Origin of the sequence: Moorena sp. SIO3E8 (assembly GCF_010692445.1) — a bacterium.
Taxonomy (GTDB): domain Bacteria; phylum Cyanobacteriota; class Cyanobacteriia; order Cyanobacteriales; family Coleofasciculaceae; genus Moorena; species Moorena bouillonii.
The window spans coordinates 56,085-83,058 of record NZ_JAAHHM010000024.1; the positions used below are offsets into that span (position 1 = coordinate 56,085).

At 43.3% G+C, this 26,974-nt stretch carries 20 protein-coding genes; 10 read left to right on the forward strand and 10 right to left on the reverse strand.

What is annotated here, in order from left to right; genetic code table 11:
- Positions 1-6 precede the first annotated feature (6 nt).
- Positions 7-1,323, forward strand: coding sequence for a recombinase family protein (locus F6K46_RS13275; RefSeq protein WP_293060872.1), 1,317 nt, complete (start codon positions 7-9; stop codon positions 1,321-1,323).
- Between the two features lie 27 nt (positions 1,324-1,350).
- Here the strand turns inward: F6K46_RS13275 and F6K46_RS13280 are convergent, their stop codons facing one another.
- Positions 1,351-1,611: a MoaD/ThiS family protein gene (locus tag F6K46_RS13280; protein ID WP_293060870.1), complete on the reverse strand. Its 261-nt coding sequence runs from the start codon at positions 1,609-1,611 to the stop codon at positions 1,351-1,353.
- Positions 1,612-1,951: 340 nt separating this feature from the next.
- Between F6K46_RS13280 and mutS the strand changes: the two genes are divergently transcribed.
- The 3 genes from mutS to F6K46_RS13295 all read left to right on the forward strand — a co-directional run bounded on the left by mutS (position 1,952) and on the right by F6K46_RS13295 (position 6,740).
- Complete coding sequence (gene mutS / locus F6K46_RS13285; RefSeq protein WP_293060868.1) at positions 1,952-5,011, forward strand: DNA mismatch repair protein MutS; 3,060 nt, start codon at positions 1,952-1,954, stop codon at positions 5,009-5,011.
- Positions 5,012-5,358: 347 nt separating this feature from the next.
- Positions 5,359-5,628, forward strand: coding sequence for a hypothetical protein (locus tag F6K46_RS13290; protein WP_293060866.1), 270 nt, complete (start codon positions 5,359-5,361; stop codon positions 5,626-5,628).
- Positions 5,629-5,939: 311 nt separating this feature from the next.
- Entirely contained in the window at positions 5,940-6,740 is an 801-nt protein-coding gene (locus F6K46_RS13295; protein WP_293060864.1) for a hypothetical protein, read from the forward strand.
- Positions 6,741-7,089: 349 nt separating this feature from the next.
- Here the strand turns inward: F6K46_RS13295 and F6K46_RS13300 are convergent, their stop codons facing one another.
- Positions 7,090-7,407 carry a DUF4359 domain-containing protein gene (locus F6K46_RS13300; protein ID WP_293021803.1) on the reverse strand — a complete coding sequence of 106 codons (318 nt, stop codon included), beginning with the start codon at positions 7,405-7,407 and terminating at the stop codon, positions 7,090-7,092.
- Positions 7,408-8,112: 705 nt separating this feature from the next.
- Between F6K46_RS13300 and F6K46_RS13305 the strand changes: the two genes are divergently transcribed.
- Complete coding sequence (locus tag F6K46_RS13305) at positions 8,113-9,417, forward strand: family 10 glycosylhydrolase (protein ID WP_293060862.1); 1,305 nt, start codon at positions 8,113-8,115, stop codon at positions 9,415-9,417.
- Between the two features lie 518 nt (positions 9,418-9,935).
- On the opposite strand, the gene cobN is transcribed toward F6K46_RS13305, so the two are convergent.
- From cobN to F6K46_RS13335, 6 genes are all read right to left on the reverse strand, one after another.
- Entirely contained in the window at positions 9,936-13,976 is a 4,041-nt protein-coding gene (gene cobN, locus F6K46_RS13310; RefSeq protein WP_293060860.1) for a cobaltochelatase subunit CobN, read from the reverse strand.
- Between the two features lie 206 nt (positions 13,977-14,182).
- Complete coding sequence (dcm, locus tag F6K46_RS13315) at positions 14,183-15,307, reverse strand: DNA cytosine methyltransferase (RefSeq protein WP_293060858.1); 1,125 nt, start codon at positions 15,305-15,307, stop codon at positions 14,183-14,185.
- Between the two features lies 1 nt (position 15,308).
- Positions 15,309-16,052, reverse strand: a complete 744-nt coding sequence (locus F6K46_RS13320; RefSeq protein ID WP_293060857.1) for a hypothetical protein — start codon at positions 16,050-16,052, stop codon at positions 15,309-15,311.
- 161 nt (positions 16,053-16,213) lie between these two features.
- Entirely contained in the window at positions 16,214-16,459 is a 246-nt protein-coding gene (locus F6K46_RS13325) for an SDR family NAD(P)-dependent oxidoreductase (RefSeq protein WP_293060856.1), read from the reverse strand.
- Between the two features lie 38 nt (positions 16,460-16,497).
- Entirely contained in the window at positions 16,498-16,752 is a 255-nt protein-coding gene (locus F6K46_RS13330) for a YgiT-type zinc finger protein (RefSeq protein ID WP_075903302.1), read from the reverse strand.
- A gap of 197 nt (positions 16,753-16,949) precedes the next feature.
- Entirely contained in the window at positions 16,950-17,324 is a 375-nt protein-coding gene (locus tag F6K46_RS13335; RefSeq protein ID WP_293060855.1) for a hypothetical protein, read from the reverse strand.
- A gap of 338 nt (positions 17,325-17,662) precedes the next feature.
- Between F6K46_RS13335 and F6K46_RS13340 the strand changes: the two genes are divergently transcribed.
- Positions 17,663-20,137, forward strand: coding sequence for an ATP-dependent helicase (locus tag F6K46_RS13340; protein WP_293060854.1), 2,475 nt, complete (start codon positions 17,663-17,665; stop codon positions 20,135-20,137).
- Between the two features lie 301 nt (positions 20,138-20,438).
- Positions 20,439-21,158: a choice-of-anchor E domain-containing protein gene (locus F6K46_RS13345; protein WP_293060853.1), complete on the forward strand. Its 720-nt coding sequence runs from the start codon at positions 20,439-20,441 to the stop codon at positions 21,156-21,158.
- 311 nt (positions 21,159-21,469) lie between these two features.
- On the opposite strand, the gene F6K46_RS13350 is transcribed toward F6K46_RS13345, so the two are convergent.
- Positions 21,470-22,873, reverse strand: a complete 1,404-nt coding sequence (locus F6K46_RS13350) for a phospholipid carrier-dependent glycosyltransferase (RefSeq protein WP_366510741.1) — start codon at positions 22,871-22,873, stop codon at positions 21,470-21,472.
- 7 nt (positions 22,874-22,880) lie between these two features.
- A complete protein-coding gene (locus F6K46_RS13355; RefSeq protein WP_293060874.1) occupies positions 22,881-23,030 on the reverse strand; it encodes a hypothetical protein in 150 nt (49 codons plus the stop codon).
- A gap of 832 nt (positions 23,031-23,862) precedes the next feature.
- Here F6K46_RS13355 and F6K46_RS13360 point away from each other — a divergent pair.
- The 3 genes from F6K46_RS13360 (at position 23,863) to F6K46_RS13370 (ending at position 26,973) form a co-directional block, all read left to right on the forward strand.
- Positions 23,863-24,345, forward strand: coding sequence for a hypothetical protein (locus F6K46_RS13360; protein WP_075903298.1), 483 nt, complete (start codon positions 23,863-23,865; stop codon positions 24,343-24,345).
- A gap of 192 nt (positions 24,346-24,537) precedes the next feature.
- Positions 24,538-25,410, forward strand: a complete 873-nt coding sequence (locus tag F6K46_RS13365) for a PEP-CTERM sorting domain-containing protein (protein WP_293060848.1) — start codon at positions 24,538-24,540, stop codon at positions 25,408-25,410.
- Positions 25,411-26,241: 831 nt separating this feature from the next.
- Positions 26,242-26,973, forward strand: coding sequence for a peptidylprolyl isomerase (locus F6K46_RS13370; protein ID WP_009149356.1), 732 nt, complete (start codon positions 26,242-26,244; stop codon positions 26,971-26,973).
- Position 26,974: the final 1 nt, after the last annotated feature.

The following is a 26,974-nucleotide window of genomic DNA, read 5'->3' on the forward strand; positions in this document are numbered from 1 at the left end:
AAATAGATGAAAACCATTGCCTACCTGTACAGCAATCCCCTACTTGACCCGCTACCTGACCCAGAAGTTTGGGGTTTGGAGGTGGATCAGGTCTATCTAGATTTGGGAGGACGTCAGCAGTGGCAGCAGTTAGTTGCGGATTGCCAAGCTCAACCCCCTGATTACTTGCTAATTCGTCGTCTGGAGGAACTGGGAGAGTGTTTAGCTGAAATTAGCGATCGCATTACCCAAATTGAAACCCTTGGTGTTTGCTTGATTGCCACAGAACAATCTTACAATTCTGCTCAGCTAACGGATGCTACCAACTACACTGCGATTCGGGCTAGTTTACTGAAACTTCTACACGAAATCCAGCAGGAAGTCAACAGCCGCCGCCTTCGGCAAGGGCACGCTCGTAATCGCCTCAAAGCCTTACCCCCACCAGGAAAAGCCCCCTATGGCTATCGGCGCGGCAAAGACCGCTATCTAATTGACCGCAGTACTGCACCGGTGGTTAAGGATTTTTTTGAACAGTTTCTGCTTTATGGTTCCTTGCGGGGTGCAGTACGGTATTTAGAGCAAAAATATGGTAAACGGATTTCCGTAACTACCGGGCGTCGTTGGCTGACAAATCCGGTGTATCGGGGAGACCTTGGCTATCAAAAAAATGGTGAAGTTATTTCCGATACCCATAACGCTATTTTGAATCGCGAAGAAGCGGCACAGATTGACCGACTGCTCAGGCGCAACCGACAATTACCTCCTCGTACCGCCAGTGCTCCCCGTTCTTTGGCTGGGTTGGTGGTTTGTCAGGAATGTCAGTCGGGGATGACCGTTGTTAGTGTTACTCAATATCGTAAAAACAAACAATATCTCTACCTACGTCCGATCAATTGTCCTAAGCATCCCAAATGCCGTGCTCTTAGTTATGAACAGGTCTTGGAGCAGACTATTCAACTGATCTGTCAGGAATTACCCCGTGCTGTTGCTGCTATGAATGCTCCCAGCTTGGATGGGGTCAAGGAATCCCTTAAGGGTAAAATTACTCAAAAAAAAGATAATTTAGAGCAGCTACCCCTGTTAACGTCTAGTGGTGTGCTTGATCAAGACACGGCTGATTTACGAGCATACAAACTACGGACAGAAATTTCCCAATTACAGCAGCAGCTAGCTGCTTTGCCGCCAGTGAATTTAAAAGCGATCGCTAAGACAGTATCCATTCCTCAATTCTGGATTGATTTATCAGAATCAGAGCGTCGGTTCTACTTTCGGGAGTTTATTCAAAAAATTATCATCCTGCGTCAGGTAAAAGAATTGCAGCTGCAACTTGTGTTTATTTTTTAGGGGTTATTTTTTAGGGATTACTATCGATTAGCCACCGCTCACAGGAGGAATCAGAACCACTTCATCCCCATCTTGCAAGGGGGTATCGGGGGGAACAAATTGGAGATTGATGCCAAAGCGGGTCACTTCACGCCATTGCTCCAGTTCTGGGTGTTCACTCAGTAAACGGTCTAGCACGGCTGATACTGATGTTTGAGGAGGAAATTCTAACTGGAGTTCTGGCAAGCCATAGGTTTCTTGATAAGCAGCAAAAAGCTTTACTGTAACAGTGATTGATGGTTCAGACATAGATAAAGTTGTTATAAAGCTCCCTAATTGCTGTAATATTGCTATTTTTTTGTGTTAAATGCTGTTTTATTATCTTATCCCTGACGAGACTCAGATCCTTGGATCTATACTTGACTTAATAAAATAAGATAGATGGACCCTCATGACCAAAGCAGTATGTACCCTAATTCAGGAGTATTTTAAAACCTAAGTGACATTCTTGACTACAGTATTCAACTAGCTAGTCTTAATAAAACTATGGCGATAGAGTAATGTAAGCCCAGTGGAAATGAATCTAACAAACCGAGGGTGACTTGGATTAACCTCTTACTATAGAATATTGGTATTTCTAGCTTAGTAAATGAGCAGATCCCCTCAAGCATCTACTCCCGAATCCAACGATAACCTTCCGAAAAGGGCAACTGAAGCAGCAAAGAAAGTTGCGCCTGAGAATACTGACCATCGGACAGTGGACCGCAGTAAGCTGACACCGATGATGCAGCATTTTGCTCAACTAAAAGACCAATATTCCCATGCTGTGCTGCTCTACCGAGTTGGGGACTTCTATGAAACCTTCTTTCAGGATGCCAGGATAATTTCTGAAGCCCTGGAACTGGTCTTAACCAGCAAAGAAGCAGGTAAGGGAGTGGGACGGGTGCCAATGACAGGGGTTCCTCACCATGCTTTGGACCGCTACAGCACCATGCTAGTGGAAAAAGGCTATGCGATCGCAATTTGTGACCAAGTGGAAGATGCCTCAGTGGCAGCCAAAGAAGGACGTCAGGTGCGCCGGGAAGTCACCCGTGTCCTTACCCCCGGTACCTTGATGGAAGAGGAGATGCTCCATGCTCGTCGTAACAATTTCCTGGCAGCAGTAGTAATTGCTAAAAATCATTGGGGTTTAGCCTATGCAGATATTTCCACTGGGGAATTTCTGACTACTCAGGACCGAGAGTTAGACCTGCTGGTTCAGGAATTGATGCGCTTGCAGCCGTCGGAGGTATTAATTCCCACCAATGCTCCCGATTTGGGGAGTATGCTACGACCTGGTCAGACCTCTGAGAGTTTACCGGATTGTTTACCAAATTCATTTTGTTATGCACTCCGTCCCCAACGACACTTTACCTTGGCCGAAGCCCGACAGCGACTGTTGGAACAGTTCAGAGTGCGATCGCTAGAAGGGTTAGGGTGTGAACATCTCCCCCTTGGTGTCCGTGCTGCTGGTGGGTTGTTGGAATATCTCAAAGATACCCAAAAAGAAAATTATGTAGCGTTACAGATATTACGTACCTATACCATTGCTGATTATTTAATTCTCGACCACCAGACTCGTCGCAATCTCGAAATTACTGCCACTGTCCGAGATAACACCTTTAATGGTTCCCTGCTTTGGGCTTTAGATAGAACCAGTACAGCCATGGGAGGTAGAGCATTGCGGCGCTGGCTACTGCAACCATTACTAGAGATTAAGGGAATCCGGGCGCGACATGATACGATTGCCGAATTAGTGGAGAATACTGGACTGCGCCAGGACTTACAGCAGCTGCTTCGGAAAATTTATGACTTGGAGCGGTTGACAGGTAAAGCAAGTTCTGGTAGAGCTAATGCCAGAAATTTAGTCGCCTTAGGGGATTCTCTGTTGAGGTTACCGGAATTAGCTGACCTAGCGGCTTATGGCTCTTCTCCCTATCTGAAAGTAATCCAGAATGTACCGCCACAATTGGAAGAGTTAGGGCACACAATCCAGGAGCATCTGGTAGAGTCACCACCGTTGCATCTGACTGAGGGGAAATTAATTCGGCCTCAGGTCAACCAGCAGTTGGATGAAATGCGTGGTCAAGCCGAGGAGGATCAGCAGTGGATTGCCAATTTGGAAGTGACGGAGCGGGAAAAGACAGATATTCCCAAGCTGAAGGTAGGGTTTAATAAGACTTTTGGATATTACATTAGTGTCCCTCGTGCTAAGACAGCTCAGGTACCAGATAACTATATTCGGAAGCAGACCTTGGTTAATGAAGAGCGCTACATAACCCCAGAGCTGAAGGAACGGGAAGCACGGATTCTGACGGCGCGGGAGGATTTGAATCGTTTAGAGTATGAAATTTTTGTAGGTTTGCGCCATGAGGTAGCGCTGGAAGCTGACAGGATTCGGGGTGTGTCTCGGGCAGTAGCAGCGTTGGATGTGTTGTGTGGATTAGCAGAGGTCGCTGTTTATCAGGGATATTGTCGTCCCGATATGGATCAAAGCCGGGAAATTCGGATTATAGATGGACGGCATCCAGTGGTGGAGCAGTCCTTGCCCAGTGGCTTGTTTGTGCCGAATTCCGCGTCTTTAGGTCAAAACAAGTTGCAGGTTGACGGCGAGTTGAAGGTTGACGGGGAGTTGAATGTTGGAAGGTTGAAGGTTGAAGGTTCTTCTGAGTTTAACGTTGATGGGGAGTTTAACGTTGATGGGGAGTTGAAGGTTGACGGAGAGTTGAAGGTTGACGGGGAGTTGAAGGTTCAAGGTTCTTCCGAGTTGAACGTTGAAAATTCTAACGAGCAACCTTCTAACCTTCAACCTTCTAACCTTCAACCTGCTAACCTTGGCCAAAAGGCCACGCTACGCGAACAACCTTCTAACGAGCAACCTTCTAACCTTCAACCTTCAACCAACACTAACCTTCAACCTACTAACCTTCAACCTTCTAACCTTAAACCTGCCACCGAGACGGATAATCCTGATTTGATTATTTTGACCGGACCGAATGCGAGTGGGAAGAGTTGTTATTTGCGTCAGGTAGGATTGATTCAGTTGATGGCACAGGTGGGGAGTTTTGTGCCAGCATCGGAAGCAAGTTTGGGGATATGCGATCGCATTTTTACCAGAGTTGGTGCGGTGGATGATTTAGCAACAGGCCAGTCTACGTTTATGGTGGAAATGAACGAGACGGCGAATATTCTCAATCATGCTACTGATAAGTCTTTAGTGTTGCTCGATGAGATTGGCCGAGGGACCGCAACCTTTGATGGTCTTTCCATAGCTTGGGCGGTCGGGGAGTATCTGGCCATGGAAATTAAGGCACGGACGATTTTTGCCACCCATTATCATGAGTTGAATGAGTTAGCCTCGATTTTGCCCAATGTCGCTAATTATCAGGTGACCGTAAAAGAGTTAGCCAATGAAATCATCTTTTTGCATCAGGTACAGCCAGGAGGAGCTAACCGTTCTTATGGCATTGAGGCCGGACGTTTAGCGGGTTTACCAACCTCAGTGATTAAGCGGGCGAAGCAGGTGATGAAGCAAATTGAGAAGCACAGCAAAATTGCCCTGGGGTTGCGCAAGGGGATTGGCAAACAATTGTTAGCTAGGAAGACAACTGGCCAAAAGGTGAGCGACCAAGAGGTGACCATCGAGCAGTTGGATATTTTTGATGACTAAGCCACCATGATTGTGATCTGATTAACAGCAACACAGTCAACACAGCTGATCAGTTAACGCGGATGGGATGGGACCTAGGAGCCGCTACGCGAAAGCATTCCCGCCCCTGCCCTTACGGAAAAAAGATCCGATTGCATAAATTTTTAAGCTAGCCCTGATTAGTATATAGACCTTAACTAATCAATTTTGGGAGCAGCTCCGTGACTAGATACTACGCCACCTGTAGCTCTGGATAGGGATAAACCTTTAGTTTCTAAAGGGTAGCATCGTCGATTATAGCGCCATGTGAGCTATAAGTTTTGTGGATTTGTATTTTTTTTTAAGTTGTTGGATGAGCGAGGCTAATCATGAAAGTTAAAGACGTCTATCAGGATGAACAAGGAAATTCGCCTATCGACTATGGAGTTGATAATCTGATGGGGCTAGCCATTAGGAATGATTTAGGAAAGACACTGATCGGAGTTATTATTTCGATTCCCATGAGTTTCTTATTTTTTATGTTTTTAATTTCCGTTTTCGATGGCTTAATTACCTTAATTCCGCAGGTAGATACCAGTATTAAACAGATAGTTACTCAAGAAAATGGCTCTATTAGAATGATTATAGTAAATGAGTAGTTTAAAGGAGCGATTACCTCTTAAATAGCCAGGGATTCAATCAACTAAAAATACCTTGTCTTGATGCCAGGGCTATTTCATTGTAAAAAGTTGTTTAATCGTGTCTAGACCAAAAGAACAAGGTCGTTGTCTTGATGCAGTCCCCGATGAGACACTGCATCAAGAGATAGAATGGTTTTTTATAAATAACCCGTCCCATCAGACCTAGTCAGCAATAAGCGTGGTTTAATACAAACTATGTTTCGTAGAGCTATTAAATCACAGATAATTTAACGTTTTGATTCTAAATAAATTTTGAGTAAACAGTCACTATGAATATTCTCTCTAAACTTAAAAATCGGAAACTCGGATTAATAGAATTAATGTCAATGGGGTTTGAGGTTTATATAAAAAACTTAAAACCTATCCTACTGGTATTTTCTACAATTAATTTATCTTTCCTGATAATTATGTTAGCTATGCGATTTCTGCTTCCAAATAATCCTGAATTATCAATATTTGTTTTTAGAATATTTGGTTCTATAATATTTGGTTCTAGTTTATTTATATGCCAAATCATCTATTTTATACCCATAGCTATTATTACCAATAATTATGTTTATGGAAGACATAATAACTATCAGAGTGTAGTCAAAAAACTCTTAGCAAGCTTAGTTCCGTTGTTCTTGTTAAGTTTGCGATTTATTCTTAAAGTTTTTATGCTATATCTGGGAGCAATCATAACTGGTTTGTTATTATTTTTATTATTAAGTTTATTAAATTTGCAATTTCATATTTACTTTCATCCGGTATTTAGTGTACTTGTATCTCTGGTACTTATTGTACTTACTAGACCTGTTATAATTTATATTATAAATAATCAATACTATGGGCTTGCTTTTCTTCTGAGAGACCAAAGGGGAACAGCCGCTTTCGCTTACAGTCGCTCTATAGTTAAAGATAATTGGTGGAGAGTATTCTTCTTCAGTTTTTTAGTTATGCTTCTTGACTTTGGATTACAACAATTATTTTATATTCCTTTCATAATCGTACAATTTATCGCAATAGGTATTGTCATTGGGAGTACACTGCTATTTCTCAACTTAGATTTCCACAAAAAATTAGATAACTAATGACAGTGTCATCATGATTAGTTTTAACTAAGTTTTTCTTCAATTTTTTCAATCTTTAATTCAAGTTAATCAAGTTGACATGCTCCCAGTTACCGTCCTATTCGCTAATTATTAGACAGGTCAGGAACATCGTAAACCAATTTACTGAGTGGTGTTGATAATTAACTATTCCTTCCCTAATAAACTGGTGATAAAACGTAAGCATTCAGCCGTGAGCCTTGCCCAAAGGCCACCCTAGGCGAATGGCTCACCCTAATTGAGGTGTTTTGTAGCGTGCCCATAGGGCATCAGCTGATAACTGAGAGCTGAGAGCTGAGAGCTGAGAGCTGAGAGCTGATAGCTGACATAATTAAAACACCAAAAATTTACCTCCTAGCCCAACAGTGTGAAATTTTTTACCCCAGAAGTTGGTGGTATAGATACTGAAAAGGAAATAGTTTTGGTGACGAGTGTAGCTTTCGATCACTGGCTTAACTGCATCAGGTGGTAAAGGTTTACCGACAAAACAAGCTGCTTTTACCCCAAGAGGAAGGGATTTCTGCTGGCAGTAAGTATCATGTAAGTGCCATGACGCATGATCAAGATAAGCGTCTTTAGTGGGATTGGTGAGTGCCATAATGCTGGACACTAAAGCTAAGAAAACTGTGCTATTGATGCGCTGATACATAATTTTATCTTGAAAAATTGATTATTAGTAATCAGTAATTAGTTGCGTAGGGTGCGTTAGGGGCGGGCTTGCCCTCATTTTTCGCTCAAGCGCCAGCCTTGGGATAGTCCGCCCCGTAACGCACCGCCAGTGTTAGGTTGCTGCCCGGAAATTGAAACAGGCAAAATGCCCGTTCCACCAAGATGCCCGAAACAGGCAAGATGCCCGTTCCACCCACCGGGTCAAACTCAGCCATAGGATGATTAGTCAACTGGATTTAATCTAAGCTCGACCTAGGGAAAGCCCAGTTAAATTCCTTGGTTAAATCTTTTTTCGTTAGGTTGTGGGTCTATTCCGGAAAATCAAACCTCTTGATTGCTATTGCTGCTAAATCGGCTATTTTAAAAATGATTAACTGGACTTGATATAATTCTCTTTTCGCCGATATTAATTTACCCGTTATCTAGCTTAAATATGTTCGCGTAGCGTGCGCGTAGCGCATAAGCTTAAAATTCCAGTAAATAAAATATTTTTACACTTTATTTAGTGGTACAAATCAGTGGTTATTGAATTAGTACGAGGTTTCAATTTATGGCTCTTCTGGATTTATTGTTTATACTGTTACTATAAGCGACTAAAACGCCAGGGATACCTAAATGTTTTGCTTCAGTCGCTTATACTAAATTAAAATAATTTACCAAACTCTTGCTAGGAAACAATTTTACTATGTCGAATAACAAGAATGAAAATAGTGGATGTGGATGCGCAAATATTCCTATTTCTCTAATCTTACTGGTTTTAGGAGGTGGTTATTGGTGGTTGAACCATCAAGGAGGTTTCGCCATGATTAGCAAATTACCTCAAAATCTACCAATAGCTATTCCTCAAAATCTACCAATAACTATTCCTGGTTTAAATTCGACCACCTCCGAACCAGAACCTTCGGCTCCTACTAAGCCTCCTGTAACCACTGCACCTTCCTTACCAAATTCGTCAATTGTTAAACCTAATCATCAGCCAGCTTCACCAACACCAATAACAGCTCAAAAACCTCAAACACCTCAAACAGCTCAAAAACTTCAAAAACCTCAAACACCAATTGTTAAACCTAATCATCAGCCAGCATCACCAACAACTCAAACTCCTTTGGATAAAAAAGCAATCAGAGGAATTTATATAAGTCGTTATAACGTAACTAATAATGCCAGTGAAGAAAAGATTAGAAAACAAGTTCGTCATTATCATTCTCAAGGAATTAATACGATTATTCATGGTGTATGGGGTAATATTTGTCCTATGTACACTAGTGAAGTGATGCAAAAAACGTTTGGTTATAAAAGTTGTCCTAATCAGTTTCGCGACCGCTGGTTAACTTGGCTAATTGATGAAGCACACAAACACGGCATGGAAGTTCATGCTTATTTTGAAAAAGGTATCAAAATAGATAAAAATAGCCCGATTTTTGATTTAGCTATTGAACGGAAATGGGTTGTACCGGGCGTTGATCGCACCTATCCAGGAATCGAGCATTATATTCTTGATGTGGAAATTCCTGAAGTTGCTAATTTTTTTAGAGATATTTTAGTAGAATTTGTCCAAAAATATCCTAAAATTGATGCAGTCCAATGGGACGATTATCTGGGTTACCATGCCGAGTTGCCAGGTAAAGTAAATCGCACTAATAAGCTAACCACTTTTTCACAAGAAATGATCGGTGCTATGAAACAAGCTAACCCAAAGGTTAGTTTTGATCTTTGTCATCATAATCCTTATTGGGCTAAAAAATATTTTGCTGCTGACTGGCCAAAATGGAATGTAGATCGAGTTTTTATTCAAGCTTATAATGATAAAAATTTTACCAAAGAAGTAGATTATGCTGAAACCTATGATGGAATTGCTATTACTGATAAACAATTCCATCGCTTGCCAGAAATAGTTGCTAACAACAAAATTAAGGCTATTTTAGTATTTCCTGATCGGACAAATCCAGAGGACGTAGCGTCTAAGTTAAAGCAATTTTATGTTAAATAGACGTAAGCTCATATAGCGTTTATCATAGGTATGATGTACAGAATTTCGGGATTTTAGGGAACAGGGAACAGGGAACAGGGAACAGGCAAGAGAGAAGAAAGAAGAGGGAAGAGGGAAGAGGGAAGAGGGAATAGGGAATAGGGAATAGCGATGGGCTGCATCAAGAGGTGCGACCCGTGGCGAATTTAATTCTTAATAGGTCAAGCGCACCTAACAGGGAATCAACGTCAAAGAAGACTATACCTCATAACTGGCATAAACGCTATATAGCGATTTTTAATTAGGTGAGGTACAAATTTTTTGGCATTTTAGGGAGCAGGGAGCAGGGACTGAGGCCGTAGGCCACGCGGGGCGCGTTCGGAGCAATGAATTCATAAGAGGGAAGTCGGAAGTTGAAAGTCGGAAGTGGTAAAAAAATTTATGTACCTCATTAGAATAGAAATGCTATAGTAGTCGAAGTAAAGGTTAAAACATATTTCTGTTCCCTATTCCCAGATCCGCTGTTCCCTGTTCCCTAGCTATACAATGCCAAAATTTTCTCCTTCAATCACTGCTTCTGCTTGTAATGCGATCGCTCTCAATTTCTCTAAGGTCTCTGGTGCAACTGACTGCCACAATCCCCGCTGATTAGCTTCCAGTAACCGTTCTGCCATATCTCGCAATGCCCATGGATTCTTTTGTTGGACAAACTCTTGGACGTCTGGGTCAAATAAATACCCCTGAGCTACTCCTTGATACATATGGTCTGCGACACAATTAGCGGTAGCATCATAGGCAAACAAATAATCTACCGTTGCTGCCATTTCAAATGCTCCCTTGTAACCATGGCGCATCACTCCCTCAATCCACTTAGGATTCACGACACGAGAACGGTACACTCGGGCAATCTCTTCCTTTAGCTGTCGAACTTTGGGCTTTTCAGGGATAGAATTATCACCAAAGTAGGTTTGAGGATTTTTGCCAGTTAACCCCCGCACCGCTACGGTTAACCCCCCCTGAAACTGGTAATAATCATCTGAATCGAGTAAATCATGTTCCCGATTATCCTGATTGTGTAATACAACTTGCATTTGTTTGAGGCGCTGCTCAAAGGCTTCTGGGGCTCCCTTGGGGGAAGATGAGCTGTAGGCGTAACTACTCCAGTTAATGTAAGCGCGAGCTAAATCCTGCTCATCTTGCCAGTTTTGAGATTCAATCAAACCCTGTAACCCGGCACCATAGGCTCCTGGTTTTGAGCCAAAGATGCGGTAGTGCGATCGCATTTGGGCTTGGGACTGACTCAACCCTACCTGTAACCAATCGTCTGTTTCCTGTTTCACCTGGGCTGCGAGAGGATTGTCTGATGGTGATTCATCCAGGCTTGCCACAGCAACTACTGCATTGTGAAATAGGTCGATTAAATTGGGGAAACTATCTCTAAAGAAGCCAGAGATGCGCAGGGTCACATCCACCCGAGGACGTTGTAACACAGACACTGGCAATATTTCAAAGTCTACTACCCGCCGTGAGGACCCATCCCAAATCGGTCGCACTCCCAACAACGCTAGAGCTTCGGAAATATCATCTCCCCCGGTACGCATGGTCGATGTGCCCCATACGGAAATTCCTAGGGTTTTGGGATACTCACCATTTTCCTGGGTATAGCGCTCCACTAGCACCTCAGCTGCCTTTCTGCCTACATCCCACGCTGTTTCTGTGGGTATGGCACGGATATCAACAGAGTAAAAATTCCGACCTGTGGGCAGAACATCCGGTCGTCCTCTAGTCGGCGCACCAGATGGCCCACTCGGTACATATCTCCCCTCTAATCCCCTTAACAATTGGGTGAGTTCCTGATTAGTTTGTTGCAGTGCTGGTAACAGGCGATCGCGTATCCAATCTAATTCTTGTTTTGTTGTTTCAGTAATCGGTAATCGGTAATCAGTAATCGCTATTGGGGAATTCGTGATGATTTGTTCTACTAATTTAGACGCTTCTTCTTCTAATACTTCAACCAAATCACCAACAGTATATTTACCACTATAGCATTCCTCTGTTCCCTGTTCCTTATTCTCTGTTCCCTGTTCCCTTTCTATACTGCTTTTTGCTATCTCCTTAACCACTGAAAACTCTTCCGTTAGGGGGTCAAAACCCCAACCTAAATCCTGAGCTAAAGCACGAGTTAAGCCGATGCGATTCTTTCCTGGATGACGAGCAATTGCTACTATTAAATCCTGCAATTGACGTCCTTGGGGACATTGACTAAAGACATGTAATCCATCTCGAATTTGAGCTTCTTTCAATTCACAAAGATAAGCATCAATTTGATTAGTAATTTCCGATTCTCCAGCTTCGATGTCGTCTACCGCAATCCCCAAATCTTCGTGTAAATGCTCATCAAGGATAAGTCTAACAATGCGATCGCGAATAATTGGCAACCGAGATAAATCCAAACTCTGCGCTTCATAATACTCATCAACCAATCCCTCCAACTGTTGCAGAGGACCATAAAGTTCAGCACGAGTCATGGGAGGGGTTAAATGATCAATAATCACCCCTTGAGCGCGACGCTTTGCTTGAGCACCCTCCCCCGGATCATTGACAATAAATGGATACAAATGAGGCATGGCTGCTAAGGCCACTTCTGGATAACAGCACTCTGACAAGGCCAAACTCTTACCCGGTAACCACTCCAAATTCCCATGCTTGCCCACATGAACAATTGCTTGGGCACCAAAACACTTCCGCAACCAATAATAAAATGCCAAATACCCATCAGTGGGTTCCAAATCGGGAGCATGATAATTCAAAGCTGGGTCAAGATCATAACCCCGAGACGGTTGAATCCCTACAAACACATTTCCCAACTGAATCCCTGAAATGGGAAATCCCGAAATCTCGGTTATCTCTCCCTGGCCATTTTTGCGGTCTTTACCGTTACAGCCGTTTTCAGATGGATTGACCTCACTACCTTTAGCTGCAAGCCCCCTAAATCCCCCAATTCTGGGGGACTTTAACTCAATTTCCCCCCAAAGTTGGGGGGCTAGGGGGGCGAAACTTGCTGTAACATCAAACTCTCCCCAACGCTCACGGATTCCCTTTTGAACCCCTATCGGTAACCCTTGAAAATAGTCCCAATACTCCTGCCAACTCAACTCTTGTCGTACCAAACGTAACTGCCATCCTTCTGGATCATTGGTCACCCCAGCGGTCAACCACTCAATCAACTCATCCCCAGTTTCCGGAATCTTCTCAACCCAATACCCAGCATCCCGTAACCCTTTTAAAATCTCCACACAACTGGCCGGGGTATCTAATCCTACGCCATTGGCCAGCCTGCCATCTCGATTGGGGTAATTCGCTAAAATCAGAGCAACCTTTCTCTGATTCGGTAGGGTTTCTCGTAACCGTAGCCAATTCATGGCTAAATCTGCTACAAACTGAATGCGATCGCATACCGGTTCATAAACCACCACATCCGTTTCCAGAGCAGGATTCCACCGTTGCGCCGACTTAAAGGAAATCGCACGACTAATAATTCGCCCATCCACCTCCGGCAAAGCCACATTCATGGCAGTATCCCTGGGCATCAATCCCTGAAACCCAGACTCCCACTGTTCCACCGTGCCACTACTTAAAATAACCTGCAACACAGGCACATCCAGCCGTTCCCACAACTCCAACTGATGTACCTCAGCATCCAACTTAGCCACCGAGAAACTAGTCGTATTCAGCAACACTGCGATCGCGTAGCGTGAGCAAAGCTCAATCGCACTACTAGAGCTATCGGGAGTTTGGAAATACCCTAACAATTCCCTTTGTACCTCTAGATCCCGTAAAGAAGACACAAACACTGGCACCGGTTCCAAGCCCCGTTCTACCAAAGCCTGACATAACCCATCAATCGGTGCTGTATTTCCCGCTAAGTAATGGGCACGGTAGAACAGGATACCTACCTTCAACCTGCTAACCTTCAACCTGCTAACCTTCAACCTGCTAACCTTAAAGCTGTTAACCTTTATCCCCGATTGCCATGGATAAACCCCAACCCGAGGCACAGGTTTTGGTGCTGGTGGATTATTGGTTTGCTCCAGGCATACATCTGCCACAAATTTCAGAGCATTAGTGAAATTCTCTACACCGCCTTCTGTAAAGTAGCGCCATAATTGATTCACTATCGGAATAGTTTCTGTGGAGTGACTAGTTAAGGTAGGGTCTGGTCGGTCATCTCCTGGTAAAACCAATAACCTAGCACCAGTTTGTTCTACTGTCTCTTTCACCACTTCTAAGCCATAAGACCAGTAGGAGCGTCCACCCAATAATCTGATAATGATAATCCGTGCTTTGGCCAAGATATCCTCAGCATAGGTATCAATGGTTAGTTGTTGCTGCAACTGCAACAGGTTAGCGACTCGGATAGCTGGGAAATCTGGGGGAAGTTGAGATACCGATGCGGCTAGGGTTTGGATATCGGTGTCAGCAGCAGTCAGGAAAATAATCGGTGCTGGGGTTTGTTCGATGAAGATAACCCCTTCAGCTTCAGGGTTCCATCCTCCTGGAGTTGCGGCGATGCGATGCATAGTTTAGGGTGTGGCTCTAACCATTCTAGATGAGTTTATATGGACTCTGGGATATATGGCAAGGCTCTATTGTAACTCGTTAATAATCTCCAGGTTTTACCTGCCCATTGTCACCCTTTTAACATGGCTAGGGATGGCTGGGGTCTTGTTGGGTTTTGTCCTTCAAACCAACCTACGAATCGGCTTGATCATATCAAATCATTGAGTTATAAATTTAATTCCAGTTGTAATACCGTATTATTAGTAAATAAATTCATTGGTTGGCCTAAACACTGTGCTTGGTAAACTGCTTGAAGAAAACAGGCAATTCGATAAGCAAATTGTACAGGAACAGCGTTGCCAATCTGCTGGTGGACATGACGTTTATTTCCTCCATGAAATACCCATGAGTCTGGGAAAGTTTGAAGTCGGGCATATTCACGATTAGTAAAGCGTCGCAGACGGCTTGCACTGATACGCCATAGCTTTAAGCTAATATTTGGATTCCTTACAAATTGCCCATTGACGCGATCTTTTTCCTTTCTTTCTGCCACCACATTTCCCTGAGCCCACCCCCAAATAGTTCCAGTATCAATAGCAGGAAATGGGGCATCCAAAGATCTTATTGGATGTCCGTCAGATCCAGTTCGAGAGAATCTACATGGTACAGGGGTCTCAGTAGGATCAAATGCCTTTCCAGTCTCCTCATGAACACGGCTTTTGAACCCCCATTCAGGACAATGATTAGGAAGGGAAATGAATGGATTTGCAGCCAGATCAGCTAAATATGCTGATGCTGGTGTATCTGGCTCTGGCGTGGGCCAGTGAAAAGCTGAGGGAAATCGGTCGAAGCTGGCAATAAAAATAAATCTTCTTCTCGTTTGAGGCACTCCAAAACCAGATACTCTGAATACATTATATTTTATGTAGTATCCAAGACTCTTGAAATGCTCTGAAATTACGTCAACAAAAGGCTTTCCACTTTTGGGTTCTTTCATTGTCCTGAGATTGAGAACATTCTCAATTACGATAAAGCGAGGCTTCTTGATCTTTGCCATTCGGACAACTTCTTGAAACAGAAAATTCCTCTCGTCATTTTCCTTTCGATTCCCGCCCAGTGAAAAGCCCTGACATGGAACGCCTGCTAAAATTACATCACTATCAGGTAAATCTCTTTCTGATACTTCTCGAATATCAGCTTCTTCAACATCCCATTCAGGTCGATTATTACGGAGTGTTTTAACGCTCCATATATCAATATCTGTGGAGTAAAGATGTTTAAAACCAGCCATTTCAAAGCCGATATCTAAGCCACCTGCACCAGAAAAAAGACTTGTGAATGAAAGTTCCATATCAACGAAGAGTGACTGTTGGTCCTAAAGATTTTGCTGCACGAAAAACTTCAAATGTGTGTTTTTTTCCTGCGTTGGGATTATCTATATAGGAAGGTGTAAGCGTATGTTCAATCATATCAAAGTAATAACCCCTGATCAGCCTTGGAGTCTCTATACGTGTGATAGTACCCGAGTGTTTTAAATCTATACCACATTTAAAGCCAGTTGGAGCAATCAGAGTAACTTGGCGTTCTGTGCCATCCGTAAGGGCAAATGGTGTAGGTGCAACATACATTTTTCGGTCACGAATCATAATGTCTCCATAGCTACCGAAACCTTTAATATTCTTATTTTTATGGATATAAGAATGGTCTGCATTTAAGAAATTGCCATGACACATGACAAGATCATAGACTGGATAGTTCTTTTCCTTGGTTTTTGCTGGGTATCGTCCAAACACATAGTAAATTGTCCTGCCATTATGCAGACCTGAGGGCACTTGACTATTGCAGTCATAGTTTGCTTCCCTGCCTGGAAATCCTAATCCTTTTATCTCGAAGCCAAGGGGGAAATCAACAAGCCTGAAGTCTGGATAAGCATTTCTTGAAGGTTCATCGAAGTTCAAGGAAAGCCTTTCAAGACGAACAGCAAACCAATTTTGAAAGCTAAACTCTTTGTCCGTCGAAGAAACGCGACTTATCAACTCGCTGGCATCGATTGCGCGAACGCATTCTAAGAAAACCTTTGCTATGATTTGATCCATATTGATTTGTCTAGCCCAATGTTGCGATCGCTCTCACCTTTAGCTACACGCAACTGTAGTGCATTTGGTGCTTGACAATGGAAGCACATCCCAAAGACAAAGTCAATGTTAACAGTTCTGAAGACCATCTACTGATACTCAGCAAAGTCTAACGGCTAAGGTCAGCGGGGCGAAACCTTGCCATAAATGTCTAGAATTTCATTCACCGCAGCCTGGATACTTGCCTCATCGGTGATGTCCATACGCAGCGGGTGAGCACCCAACTCTCTAAGGTTAGCCATTTTCTCGACACTACGTGCCGCCACTACCACGGTCAGACCATCCTTCAGCAGAGATTTGGCCATTTCTTTGCCCATACCCGATGATGCCCCGGTAATAAGTGCAACTTTGGATTTACCATTTGCCATGATCTTGAAATTCCCTGTGTGTAGTGGACTCGTTAATATTAAACTGAGAAACTAGCAACCTTCACAGATTTTGTTAGTGCTACTGTCAAGCGATCGCGCTTAATACGGTCAATTTCTTTGAGAGTAAATGATGTTAAGTAACTCGTACCGCAACTAGGGCAGCTCACCATAGGTACATTTTCAATCACCAGTAGATCTTTTCCTTTCCCATAGGCTCGAGATCCGTAGCGAGTTCTAGCTTCAGGAAAACCACAAACATGGCAAACAGTAAAATCTTCAATTTCAGAGTGCATAGAGTTTGATGATTATAACCTTGCCAGATGAGCCTAGCTTAACAATTACTTCCACCAACTGCGATAAATCATAAAATTATGTAATGCTTGGCTTTTGCAACAGCCTTTGTCACACTTTCACTACCAAATACCTCCGTCGCCTGTGCCCCATGGATGGGGCACAGGCGACGGAGGTCAGAAAAAAACCCTAAGAGCGATTAGAAACTGACAGCCATCCAACCTATGGTTTCGGTTGTATGTTTTCCATCTGACAGAGCCTGCCTTGGACCACCCCGAACTAATTCGTTCATTTTGAACTTAAAGCCCTTCGTGGTTACATCTGCGATCCTGACACCAGGGGTATCTGCCCCATTAAAGGTTTGAACCATTGGAATCACGATCACATTTGAGCCTTCCCGAAATGGCTCTGCGAACAACACTTCTTTAAATGTGCTTGTGTCTTTACTTGCTGTTACCACTCGGCCTGGGGAAGACAGTTTAATAATGCCTGCTTGAATCGACGCATGAGCTGGGGTAGCAATGAGTACCAGTGCCGCCATCAAGGACATCAAAAATATCGCAACTCGCTTCATAATTTCCTCCTTAAAATGTGAAAAGCGAAAGAAGTCTTTTAGAGTTAACCTTGCTAAGAGTATCGTGAGCAGAACTGACACTGCCCATGTAATTTTGGCATGTTTTATGAAAAAAAAACGCAGAAATTGTTAAGTTATTGTTGCGTTATTACTGATTACTTTACCAATTTATGAATAATCATTAAGCTACTCTAAGCTCTCAGTGCCCTGTGAAAATTTGTCCCTACTCGCGAGGTCTAATGGTTGAATGAGCAACCAGCTTAACCAAAAGCTATAGCGATTTGCAACCTGCGCTAATTAAAATACCAAACAATAGTTCAGTTGCAGCAAATCTCAACATGTCAGAGGATACAGATACCAAGTCAGACTCACAGCAAACCCCGCTCTCCGCTTGGCGTGCCCAAGAACTACAACGACTCCGCAATAGTTTAAGACGGGGACAACAACCAATGGCCGACTGGCAAGGGGGAACCTTAGCTGTTTCTGCTGTCCCTGGTGCTGGGAAATCTACTGGCATGGCAAAAGCTGCAGCAATTGCGATCGCAAATTACCAACTCCATAGCAGATATCAATTGCTGGTAGTCACCTTCACTCGCTCTGCCGCTGCCAGTATTCGAGCTAAAATCCGCGATGACCTAAAAACCCTTAAGGTCCCACAAAATAGCTTTGTAGTCTATACCTTACATGGTTTAGCCCTCTACATTGCTAACCGTCATCCAGAATTATCGGGATTGAATCTAGACAGTAGTACTCTAGTAACTCCAAATCAAAGTCATCGCTTAATCCGTGCTTGTGTGGAACAGTGGATTGCTAATTATCCACGCCGGTATCTTACCTTGCTCGAAGGTCGAAGCTTTGATGGAGAAGAAACAGAACGGTTGCGCCGACAATCCGTATTGCGAACGGAAGTGTTACCTAACCTGGCCTACACCGTTATCCATGAAGCCAAAAGTTCTGGGTTATTACCAGCAGATTTGTGGCACCTCAGTGAACAGACAACGGATGAATATGGGATATTAGCGATCGCAGCAGGACTGTATCAACAGTATCAAACCATAGTGCGATCGCGTGAATTTATCGACTACGACGACATGATTCTAGCCGCGCTGAGAGTGCTACAAAACGATGCCATCCGTCAGCTCTGGCAAAATCAATTTTTTGCCGTCTTTGAAGACGAAGCCCAGGATTCCACACCCTTACAATACCGACTCTTGCAAACTCTAGCCACATTGCCAGCTAGTTCCGAACCAAACCTTGAACCTTGGCCTATTGGCCACGCTACGCGAACAACCTCCCAACCTTCAACCTCCCAACCTTCAACCAAACAACCTTCAACCAAACAACCTTCAACCAAACAACCTTTAACAAATCTGATCCGAGTTGGAGACCCCAATCAAGCCATTAACTCTACCTTTACCCCAGCTGACCCGATTTACTTCAATTGGTTTTGCCAAGAATGTCAGGCAATAGGACATTTAGCCACAATGGATCAAGCGGGTCGCAGTAGCCAGGTTATCATCGATGCTGCCAACTTTATCGTGAATTGGGTCAATAGCACCTATGGCAGCAAAAACTCTACCGAAACAGTACCACAGCCAGACTCTATCCCCCAAACTGAACCATCCACCGAGCTACCCTTTCGTCCTCAAACCATTCGTCGAGTAGATGCCAATGACCCTCAACCGGATGCCAACCCAAATCCAGAAGGGAAAGGCTTAGAACTTTACACTCCTAAGGACATTTACCACACAGTCGAGCTGATTGGAAAGCGAGTAGTAGAGCTATTTGCCAAAAACCAAAACCATAACGCTGCTGTGTTAGTGCGGGAGAATCGACAAGGGACGTTTGTGGTCGAACAACTGGAGTATCTCAAACGCCAGCATGGAATTGAAGTGTATGATGTCCAAAAACGCGATCGCGAATCCCACGTTCCCAGTCAAATCCTAACACTGCTGCAATTTCTCGACCGTCCCCATTCTCCGGATTACCTAAAAGCTGCCCTAGATGTCTTGGTAAAACGTCAGTTAATTCCCACCCAAGACCTCAATGCTCTATCGACTTATCCCGAACAATTCCTCTATCCTGGTCCATTGGATCCACCCCATACAAAACCAGTTATCAAAGCTCGCCGCTACTGCTGTGATTTACTACGTGCTCGTCTAGAACTCCCCAATTATCACCTCATTTCCTTTCTGGCTCAGACCTTAAACTATGACCAATCCGAGCTCGCCACAGCAGATAAATTAGCCGAACGGATAGCAAAACAGACCTTTGGCAACAGTTCTATCAGTGACACTCTAACAGTACTTCAGGAAATCGTTAGCTCAGAACGTTTTGAACCTGTAGACCCAGACAATACAGACTCCCCTTATCTGCGTTCCCATCAACTTACTGTAATCACCATGCACAAAGCCAAAGGATTAGACTGGGACTATGTTTTCTTGCCCTTTCTCCATGAAGACACCCTTCCAGGTAATCCGTGGGTACCTACTGCCGCTCAGTTTTTGGGAGAATTTACCCTAGCAGAAGTAGCCAGAGCTCAAATTCGTGCCCACCTTCACGGCAAACCCTTACCCATGGCACCTGAAGCTTGGGAACAAGCCGCACAGCTTAAGACTGCTGAAGAATTCCGCTTGCTCTATGTAGCCATGACCCGAGCTAAACGCTTGCTGTGGATGGCCGCCGCCGATTTGGGACCATTTCGGTGGAATACCTTTAGTGGTAAAGGAGATAACTTGCAGCAGAAGAAACCCTGTCCAGTATTGCCAGCATTGAAAGCTCAGTTTCCAAATTCTTTAATGGTTAATGATTAATGCTTAATGGTTAATTTAAAACTGACAATAGTAAAGTTTAAACTTTTCTAACCAAACCATATTTTAGATAAGCTTTCCTTAGTTGATCGGCAAGGTATTCGGTGGTTATTATCCCCTGAAATAGTGTTTTGGCTTTTTTTGATAATCAAAACAATCTAAATTTTAAAAACCTAACACCTTACCACAAATAATCAAAATTTCTATCCGAAAAAATTCGGATAATTCATTTTATTTTATCAGCCCATAAATCCCCAATCAAAATTGCCATTTTAAAAAAAAATGATTAACTTGTAAATGAAGATTGAATTTCACATCAATCAAAACCAAATATCTGATTTGCGTAGCTACTGTTTCTGCCTTAACCAGTATTGTGGCAACTACTACTGCAGCGTATAGTGCCACTATCGTTCAATCCGCATCAGTGCCACTGATGCCGACAAATATCACTGACGAGCTTCTGACACCTGTTATCAACCCCTTCGACACCAGTCTCGGTACCCTTGATGCCGTGACCATAGAATTTAACGGGCTAATGTCAGGGGACGCACGGAGCGAAAGCCTAGACGCAAAGCCAGCAACTCTGACTTGGAATCTGGAAGGCTTATTCACATTGGTCGGAGCAAATAATACAACCCTGTTCACACAGACAGCAAGAGTACGAGATTCAGCCGTTGTCGCTGCCTATGATGGCACATTAGATTTTCAGGGTGAGTCTGCAGTTTCATTTATCGGACTAACCGCTAATGTATCCGGTGAGAAGACGTTCACAAATGGTTCCGTGTTTAATGCATTCCTGGGCACTGAACCCGTAGACTTTTTCTTCTCTGCGGAAACCATATCCATTGTTAACGGAACCGCTAATATACTCAATGCGATCGCAACAAAAGCCCAAGCGGATGTTACGGTTACTTACGACTACACACCATCAGAACCAGAGCCAGTACCAGAAGCCTCGAGTGTCCTTGGCTTAGGTTTAGTCGCAGGACTAAAACTGTTCTGGAAACGAAAGGAATATTGTTAATTGTTAATATCCAATTTTAAAGTGCTTTAATTGATAGCTTTTAAAGCCACTTTATTAAGGCTGTTTCGGTTTCATTAGATGTGATTTAAAATCATCGATATAACGTTTTGATCCGGTATCATTCTTGAATAATTGATGGTTGTGGATTTGAATTATTTTACTAATATCATTCTGAAATTGCTCAGCCCTATATTGGCTTATGTCATTCTTATTGACTAGCCACAGGCGGCAAAATAAATGCTGATCAACTTCTCATTCTTCATTATCTAAAACATCAATAAGTGCTGAACCCTGATATTAATAAATTGTCCCTAAATCCAGGAGCGGAACCACATCCGCAGCTGATAACCTGACTCAGACAAGGGTAGACCTAAGTAAATTGGTAACCAGAATATAAAAGCTAGTACAACTACCAAGATGACAGTGAAACCAGCACTACGATACTGGTTTTTCTCACTGTGTAGCCAGCGGTCAACTAGCCACGCCAGTGCTAATCCAGAAAACACTGAAGCTCCCATGTAATGATAAAGAAACGTGCAGCGAGTCACTTTCGTCCAGGGCAATAGGTTAGCGGCGTAGTTTACGATCAAATAGAGGGTAATCCAGGTATAGGAGGTTGGTATAGATTTCCAGCCCACCCCTTCTAAGATGCGTTGGGTTAACAGCAGCAGCAGCAAAAAAATTGCTGTAGTCGAGAGCCACCATAGGAAAGGATTGCCCATGGCATGGACATCATAGATTACATTGCTCGCATCAGCCGATAAGAGGGAGTCAGTGGGAACAGCCTCAGGGCTGTGACTAGCAGTCTGATAGAAGTAAGCAACCGGACGCCACATTAACAGCCAAGTATACCACCGGGAACAGTAAGGATGGACATCAGTGCCACTGCCCACATTTTGATGGAAGGTTAAAATTTTGACTTGAGACTCCCAGAATCCAGGGCTAGGATTCATCAGTAAGTGAGGAATCCAAAGCAGGCTGTAAGTAACAACTGGTAAAATCACCAAGTTCAGCAGGATGTGCCCGATATTCAGTTGGGTCAGGTTTTGTAATGGATGGCGTCCCGATGGTATGGAGCGAGTACGGGTTGTCTGCCCAAAATAGGTTCTAAATAATTGCCATACCCAAGCCACAGCCCATACTATATAAATCCCTAACAAAAACCACAAGCCATTCCACTTAATCGCTGCGGAAGCACCAAAAAACACACCAGATAGGATTAGCATCAGCCAGGATTTGGCAGCCTGATGATTAAGAGCCAGCAGGAAAAACCACTGACCCAGTAATCCCAAGATCACTAAATATATATTGTTGAGGGCATAGCGGGATTCTACCAGGAATAAACCATCAGTAGCTGCGAACAGAGCAGCAATCAAGGCATAGCTGCGACGTCGATTGAGTTGATAAGCCAGAGCCGCCACTACGATCGGAATCAAAGAACCCGTCAGGGCATTCAGCCATCGGTAACTCCAGGTAGAGCGTAAGGAACCAGTCAGCTCGTTAACTGTATCCTGTCCAAAAGGTAGATGAGAGCCAATCCAGATGCCAATGGCAATGATGTACTGACTTAGGGGAGGATGGGGATTGAAAAAGGAAGTACCGGTTAAGTAGTTATTGGCAAATATAGCGTAGTAAACTTCATCGAATACTAGGCGATTAAATCGACCCAACCCCCAAAATCGCAGGGCGAGTGACAGTAAAACAATGGCAGTCATGCCAATGCTAAACCAGGGGATAGACGAATGAGACGGCTTTTTTGGCAAAATCATCACCATCGAGGCTTGGGTTATCGGTGAATGGCACACTCAATCTGGAGTAGAGGACACCTTGATCAGCAATACTTTTCTGGGGGAAGACTGGGAAGAGAGACAAGAGTGGAAAGACAACACTGCCCCTTTATCCCCCCTTGTCTACCTTCCCTAATTCCGAAAGTATAAAATATGCCCATTAAATGCACACTAGCTTAATCACCTGTAAGCTGATCACCTGCAACCTGTAACTTATACCTGCTCAGCATCTGTAGCTCGAATAAATGAAATTGGTATATAGCGCTACGCGCAAGGGCAAGAGGCAAGAGGCAAGAGGCAAAAGTTTACTACACAAGGTTTTGCTGCTTGTATCAATGTCCTAACTTTAATGCGTAGTGCTATAACTTCCCCCTCTTCTCCCTCTTAACCCTCTTCCTGCTATTAGCCCTTTCATCCCTTTAATCCCTTAATAGCTTTTGCGCGCCTTACCTCCCTTTGTGGCTGCATCTTGTCTATACAATTGTGATAACACTTGTGATATAACCAGAAAAATTGTCAGACAAGTATTCCGGATTTTCCTCTAAGTGGATTGAAAAACTAAGAATAAGCATCATCACTTGACCTTTCCTTATTATTATCAAATTCTTCACATTCTCCACACAAACTATCACTATTTTTAAACTGTTAGTAAAGATTGTTTATGGGAAATATTTTTAGTGTTAAAACCAATTTTATACTGAAAAAATGAGTTAGGATTTATCTGGTTTTTATGGACAAGGAGAAAAATATAGTTTTCTCTTTTAGGAGAGTAATTCCTGGGTGTGCTGCCACTCTAAACCCTCAGTAGCAGTAACTATTATTTTCTCGTTAATAGAGAAAAATATGCCTCTGCTCATGACTTAAAGGAAATGATTAAAACAATCAAAAACCACAGAGTTAGCACATACTAAACACTTATGAAAATCCGAGATATTAATCCACGAAATGTTAATCCACTACATGGCACAGACAAAGGGGACTGGCTCACAGGTACCCCAGAGCCAGATAATATCGACGCTCAAGGGGGGGCTGACACTGTATTTGGAGGTGGTGGAGGTGACTTTATCAACCTTGGTTATGATGATGATCGTGATCTGACCTGGTATAGTAACTTTTCCGAGAGGATGGACATCATTGAAGATTTCGATCCCAACGATGAAGATGTTGTGGTTATAACCTCTGGTTTCTTTTGGGATCTTTTTCACAACGAAGGTTTGAATTCAGATGCCAATGTTGGAGATTGGTTGACAATTGAGCAGTTTGGTTCAGATACTTATATTAGAGTAGATCCAGATGGTATTCAAGGGTACACCCCCTTCAGAACATTAGCTATCCTAAAAAATGTTGATAAAAACGATATAAATCTAGATATAGTTGATGGCGATTTTATCATCGCATGATTAACCACAGGTGATGCGCGGATTTTCACGATCAGCTTCGAGTTTAGGTGTGGAACCAATCAGCAATCTGGTCAGTCTTCAACCTAAGACTGTCAGATGGGTTAAGAGCGTCTACTCGGAAAAAATATCCACTTTGGAACTGGGAAGCATCTACCAATGACTAATCTCTAGTTCTCAACAAAGATAATCAATATGTTTGACCTTAAAAACTACAAGCGCTTCTCTTTGAGAACAGGTATTGTCAGCCTGATCGGTGTGGCCAGTCTATTTGATACTAATCCTGCCTCAGCCACCATCATCACTAATGGTAGTTTTGAAAATTATTTTACGGGCTGGGAAACATTGGGTAGTGCTTCTGTGCGCACTGCAGGTTTTGGTAGTCAACCTACTGACGGCAGTTTCTATGCCCAGCTAGATACATTCCTTCCCCAGGAACAAGAAAACTTCGTGGAGCTAGCCAATTTTCTAGAGCTGGACATTACAGTGCTGGATCAGATCGGCAAAGGAAAGGGGGAGGTGTTTGAAGGATCAGCAATCAGAACTACCTTTACAGCAGTTGCAGGAGATGTTCTTAATTTCGATTACAACTTCCTCACAGATGATTTCGGTTCTGAATATTTTAATGACTTCGCTTTTGTGGGAATTTCCGGTCAGTTGAATGGTTTGGCTGATACCTTCTCAGTATTAGCTGATTCCATGACACCGTTTGTGAATGAAACTGGTTTTAGCACCTACTCTCAGAAAATTGCTGGCTCTGGAACCTACACCTTGACCATAGGTGTAACAGATGTTGGGGATGGTGCCTTTGATTCAGGACTACTAATCGATAATGTCAATGTAGTCAGACTGGAACCAACTGATCCCCCCTCAGTGCCAACACCCACTGATCCCCCCTCAGTGCCAACACACACTGATCCCCCCTCAGTGCCAACACCCACTGATCCCACCTCAGTTCCAGAACCAACCTCTGTATTGGGGTTACTAGCCATTGGGGTTTTAGGGGTGAGAAGTCAGTTGAACAAACACAAACAAAAATGTGAGGGAACTAGTAAAACACAGACCTAGCTAATGGGGAAACCCGCGAAAAATGAAATACAGACTCAGACCAATGAACTAGAGCGATAAGCAGCGAGTTTTGGTTGCTCAGTAATTATAATCATGACAGAAGGCCATGGATGATTTATATTCTGCAATAGTTTCGCTTCACACCTATGCCAATGGCAGGACAATCTCTTTGTTTAGACTAATTACCTTAGACTAACCATTAGACTAACCATTAGACTAACCATTAGACTAACCATTAGACTAACCATTAGACTAACCATTAGACTAACCATTAGACTAACCATTAGACTAACAATGTTACAAATACTCATAAAATAAGAATTATGTTATTCTGAAATGATAGCTATTCGGCTAATCAGTCACCAAGGTAAAATCAATCTCCGCAACTTGTAATACCCTTGTAATAGCTCGGTGCTCTAGGGTCTGTGATCCTGGTTTTGTTATTTGAGATACTTTGATTAGATTTATTTGGCTTTCCCAAATCTTTTTAAAACTTAATATATAGTGATACCAAGTGGCGAGTACTCAGGTATCAGCTATTAGCCGTCAGCCCAGTTGCTCAGAACCGACCCTCAACCAATAAGCCATTTGCTCCGTGGGCAAGGCAAAATCAACCCCATTACTGCAACCCATGGAATGACATCAAGTAATGTGGTGTCAGTAGTCAGTTACCCAGTAGCAAAAACCCGAGAAAGCGTTTTCCCCTAACCCTAGTTTCGTAAATGTGCAAAAACTGTACTGTTGAAGCTTTAGAGTTAGGAATTATAATATACAGTGGGCGATATCTAAATCATATCCACAACCGCGCTACCACAAAGCCAAACATTTCTTATGGGGACAACTACAGTTTTACGAATAGGCGATCGCGTCATTAGTGCAGAAGAAATTGTTCCCCTGCTAGCTGGTTACCAATTGCTGCCACCGTTAATCCGTGAGATTATCATTGACGAGGCAGTGGCTACCGCAAGCTGCACACCAGAGGAGAAGGCTCAAGCCTATCAGCAGTTCTTGGAAAAAAATCAGCTCATTGACGAGACGGCTAAACAGGCTTGGCTAAAACAGCGTGGTATGAATCCAGCTCAATTAGAAGCCCTAGCGGTACGAAGTATTCTGATTGAGAAATACAAACAACAAACCTGGAGTCACAAACTGGAATCTTATTTTCTGGAACGGAAGGGACAATTAGACCGAGTGATTTATTCCCTGATTCGGACAAAAGACCCAGGGGTAGCCCAAGAAATATATTTCCGCATTCAAGAAGGAGAAGAGTCTTTTGCTGACCTAGCTAGGGAATATTCCCAAGGACCAGAAGCTCAAACTGGGGGATTAATCGGTCCAGTTGAACTGAGCGTACCTCACCCCGCCTTAGCCCAAATGCTTCGCCTGAGCCAACCCGGACAATTGTTCCCACCGACTCGCTTGGGAGAATGGCTGTTAATCGTGCGTTTGGAGAAGTTTATGCCAGCCCAGTTAGATGATTCGATGCGCCAGCGACTGCTGAATGAATGTTTCAGCACCTGGCTCAGTGAGCAACTGAATCAGCAATTAGCAGCGCTAGATTAAC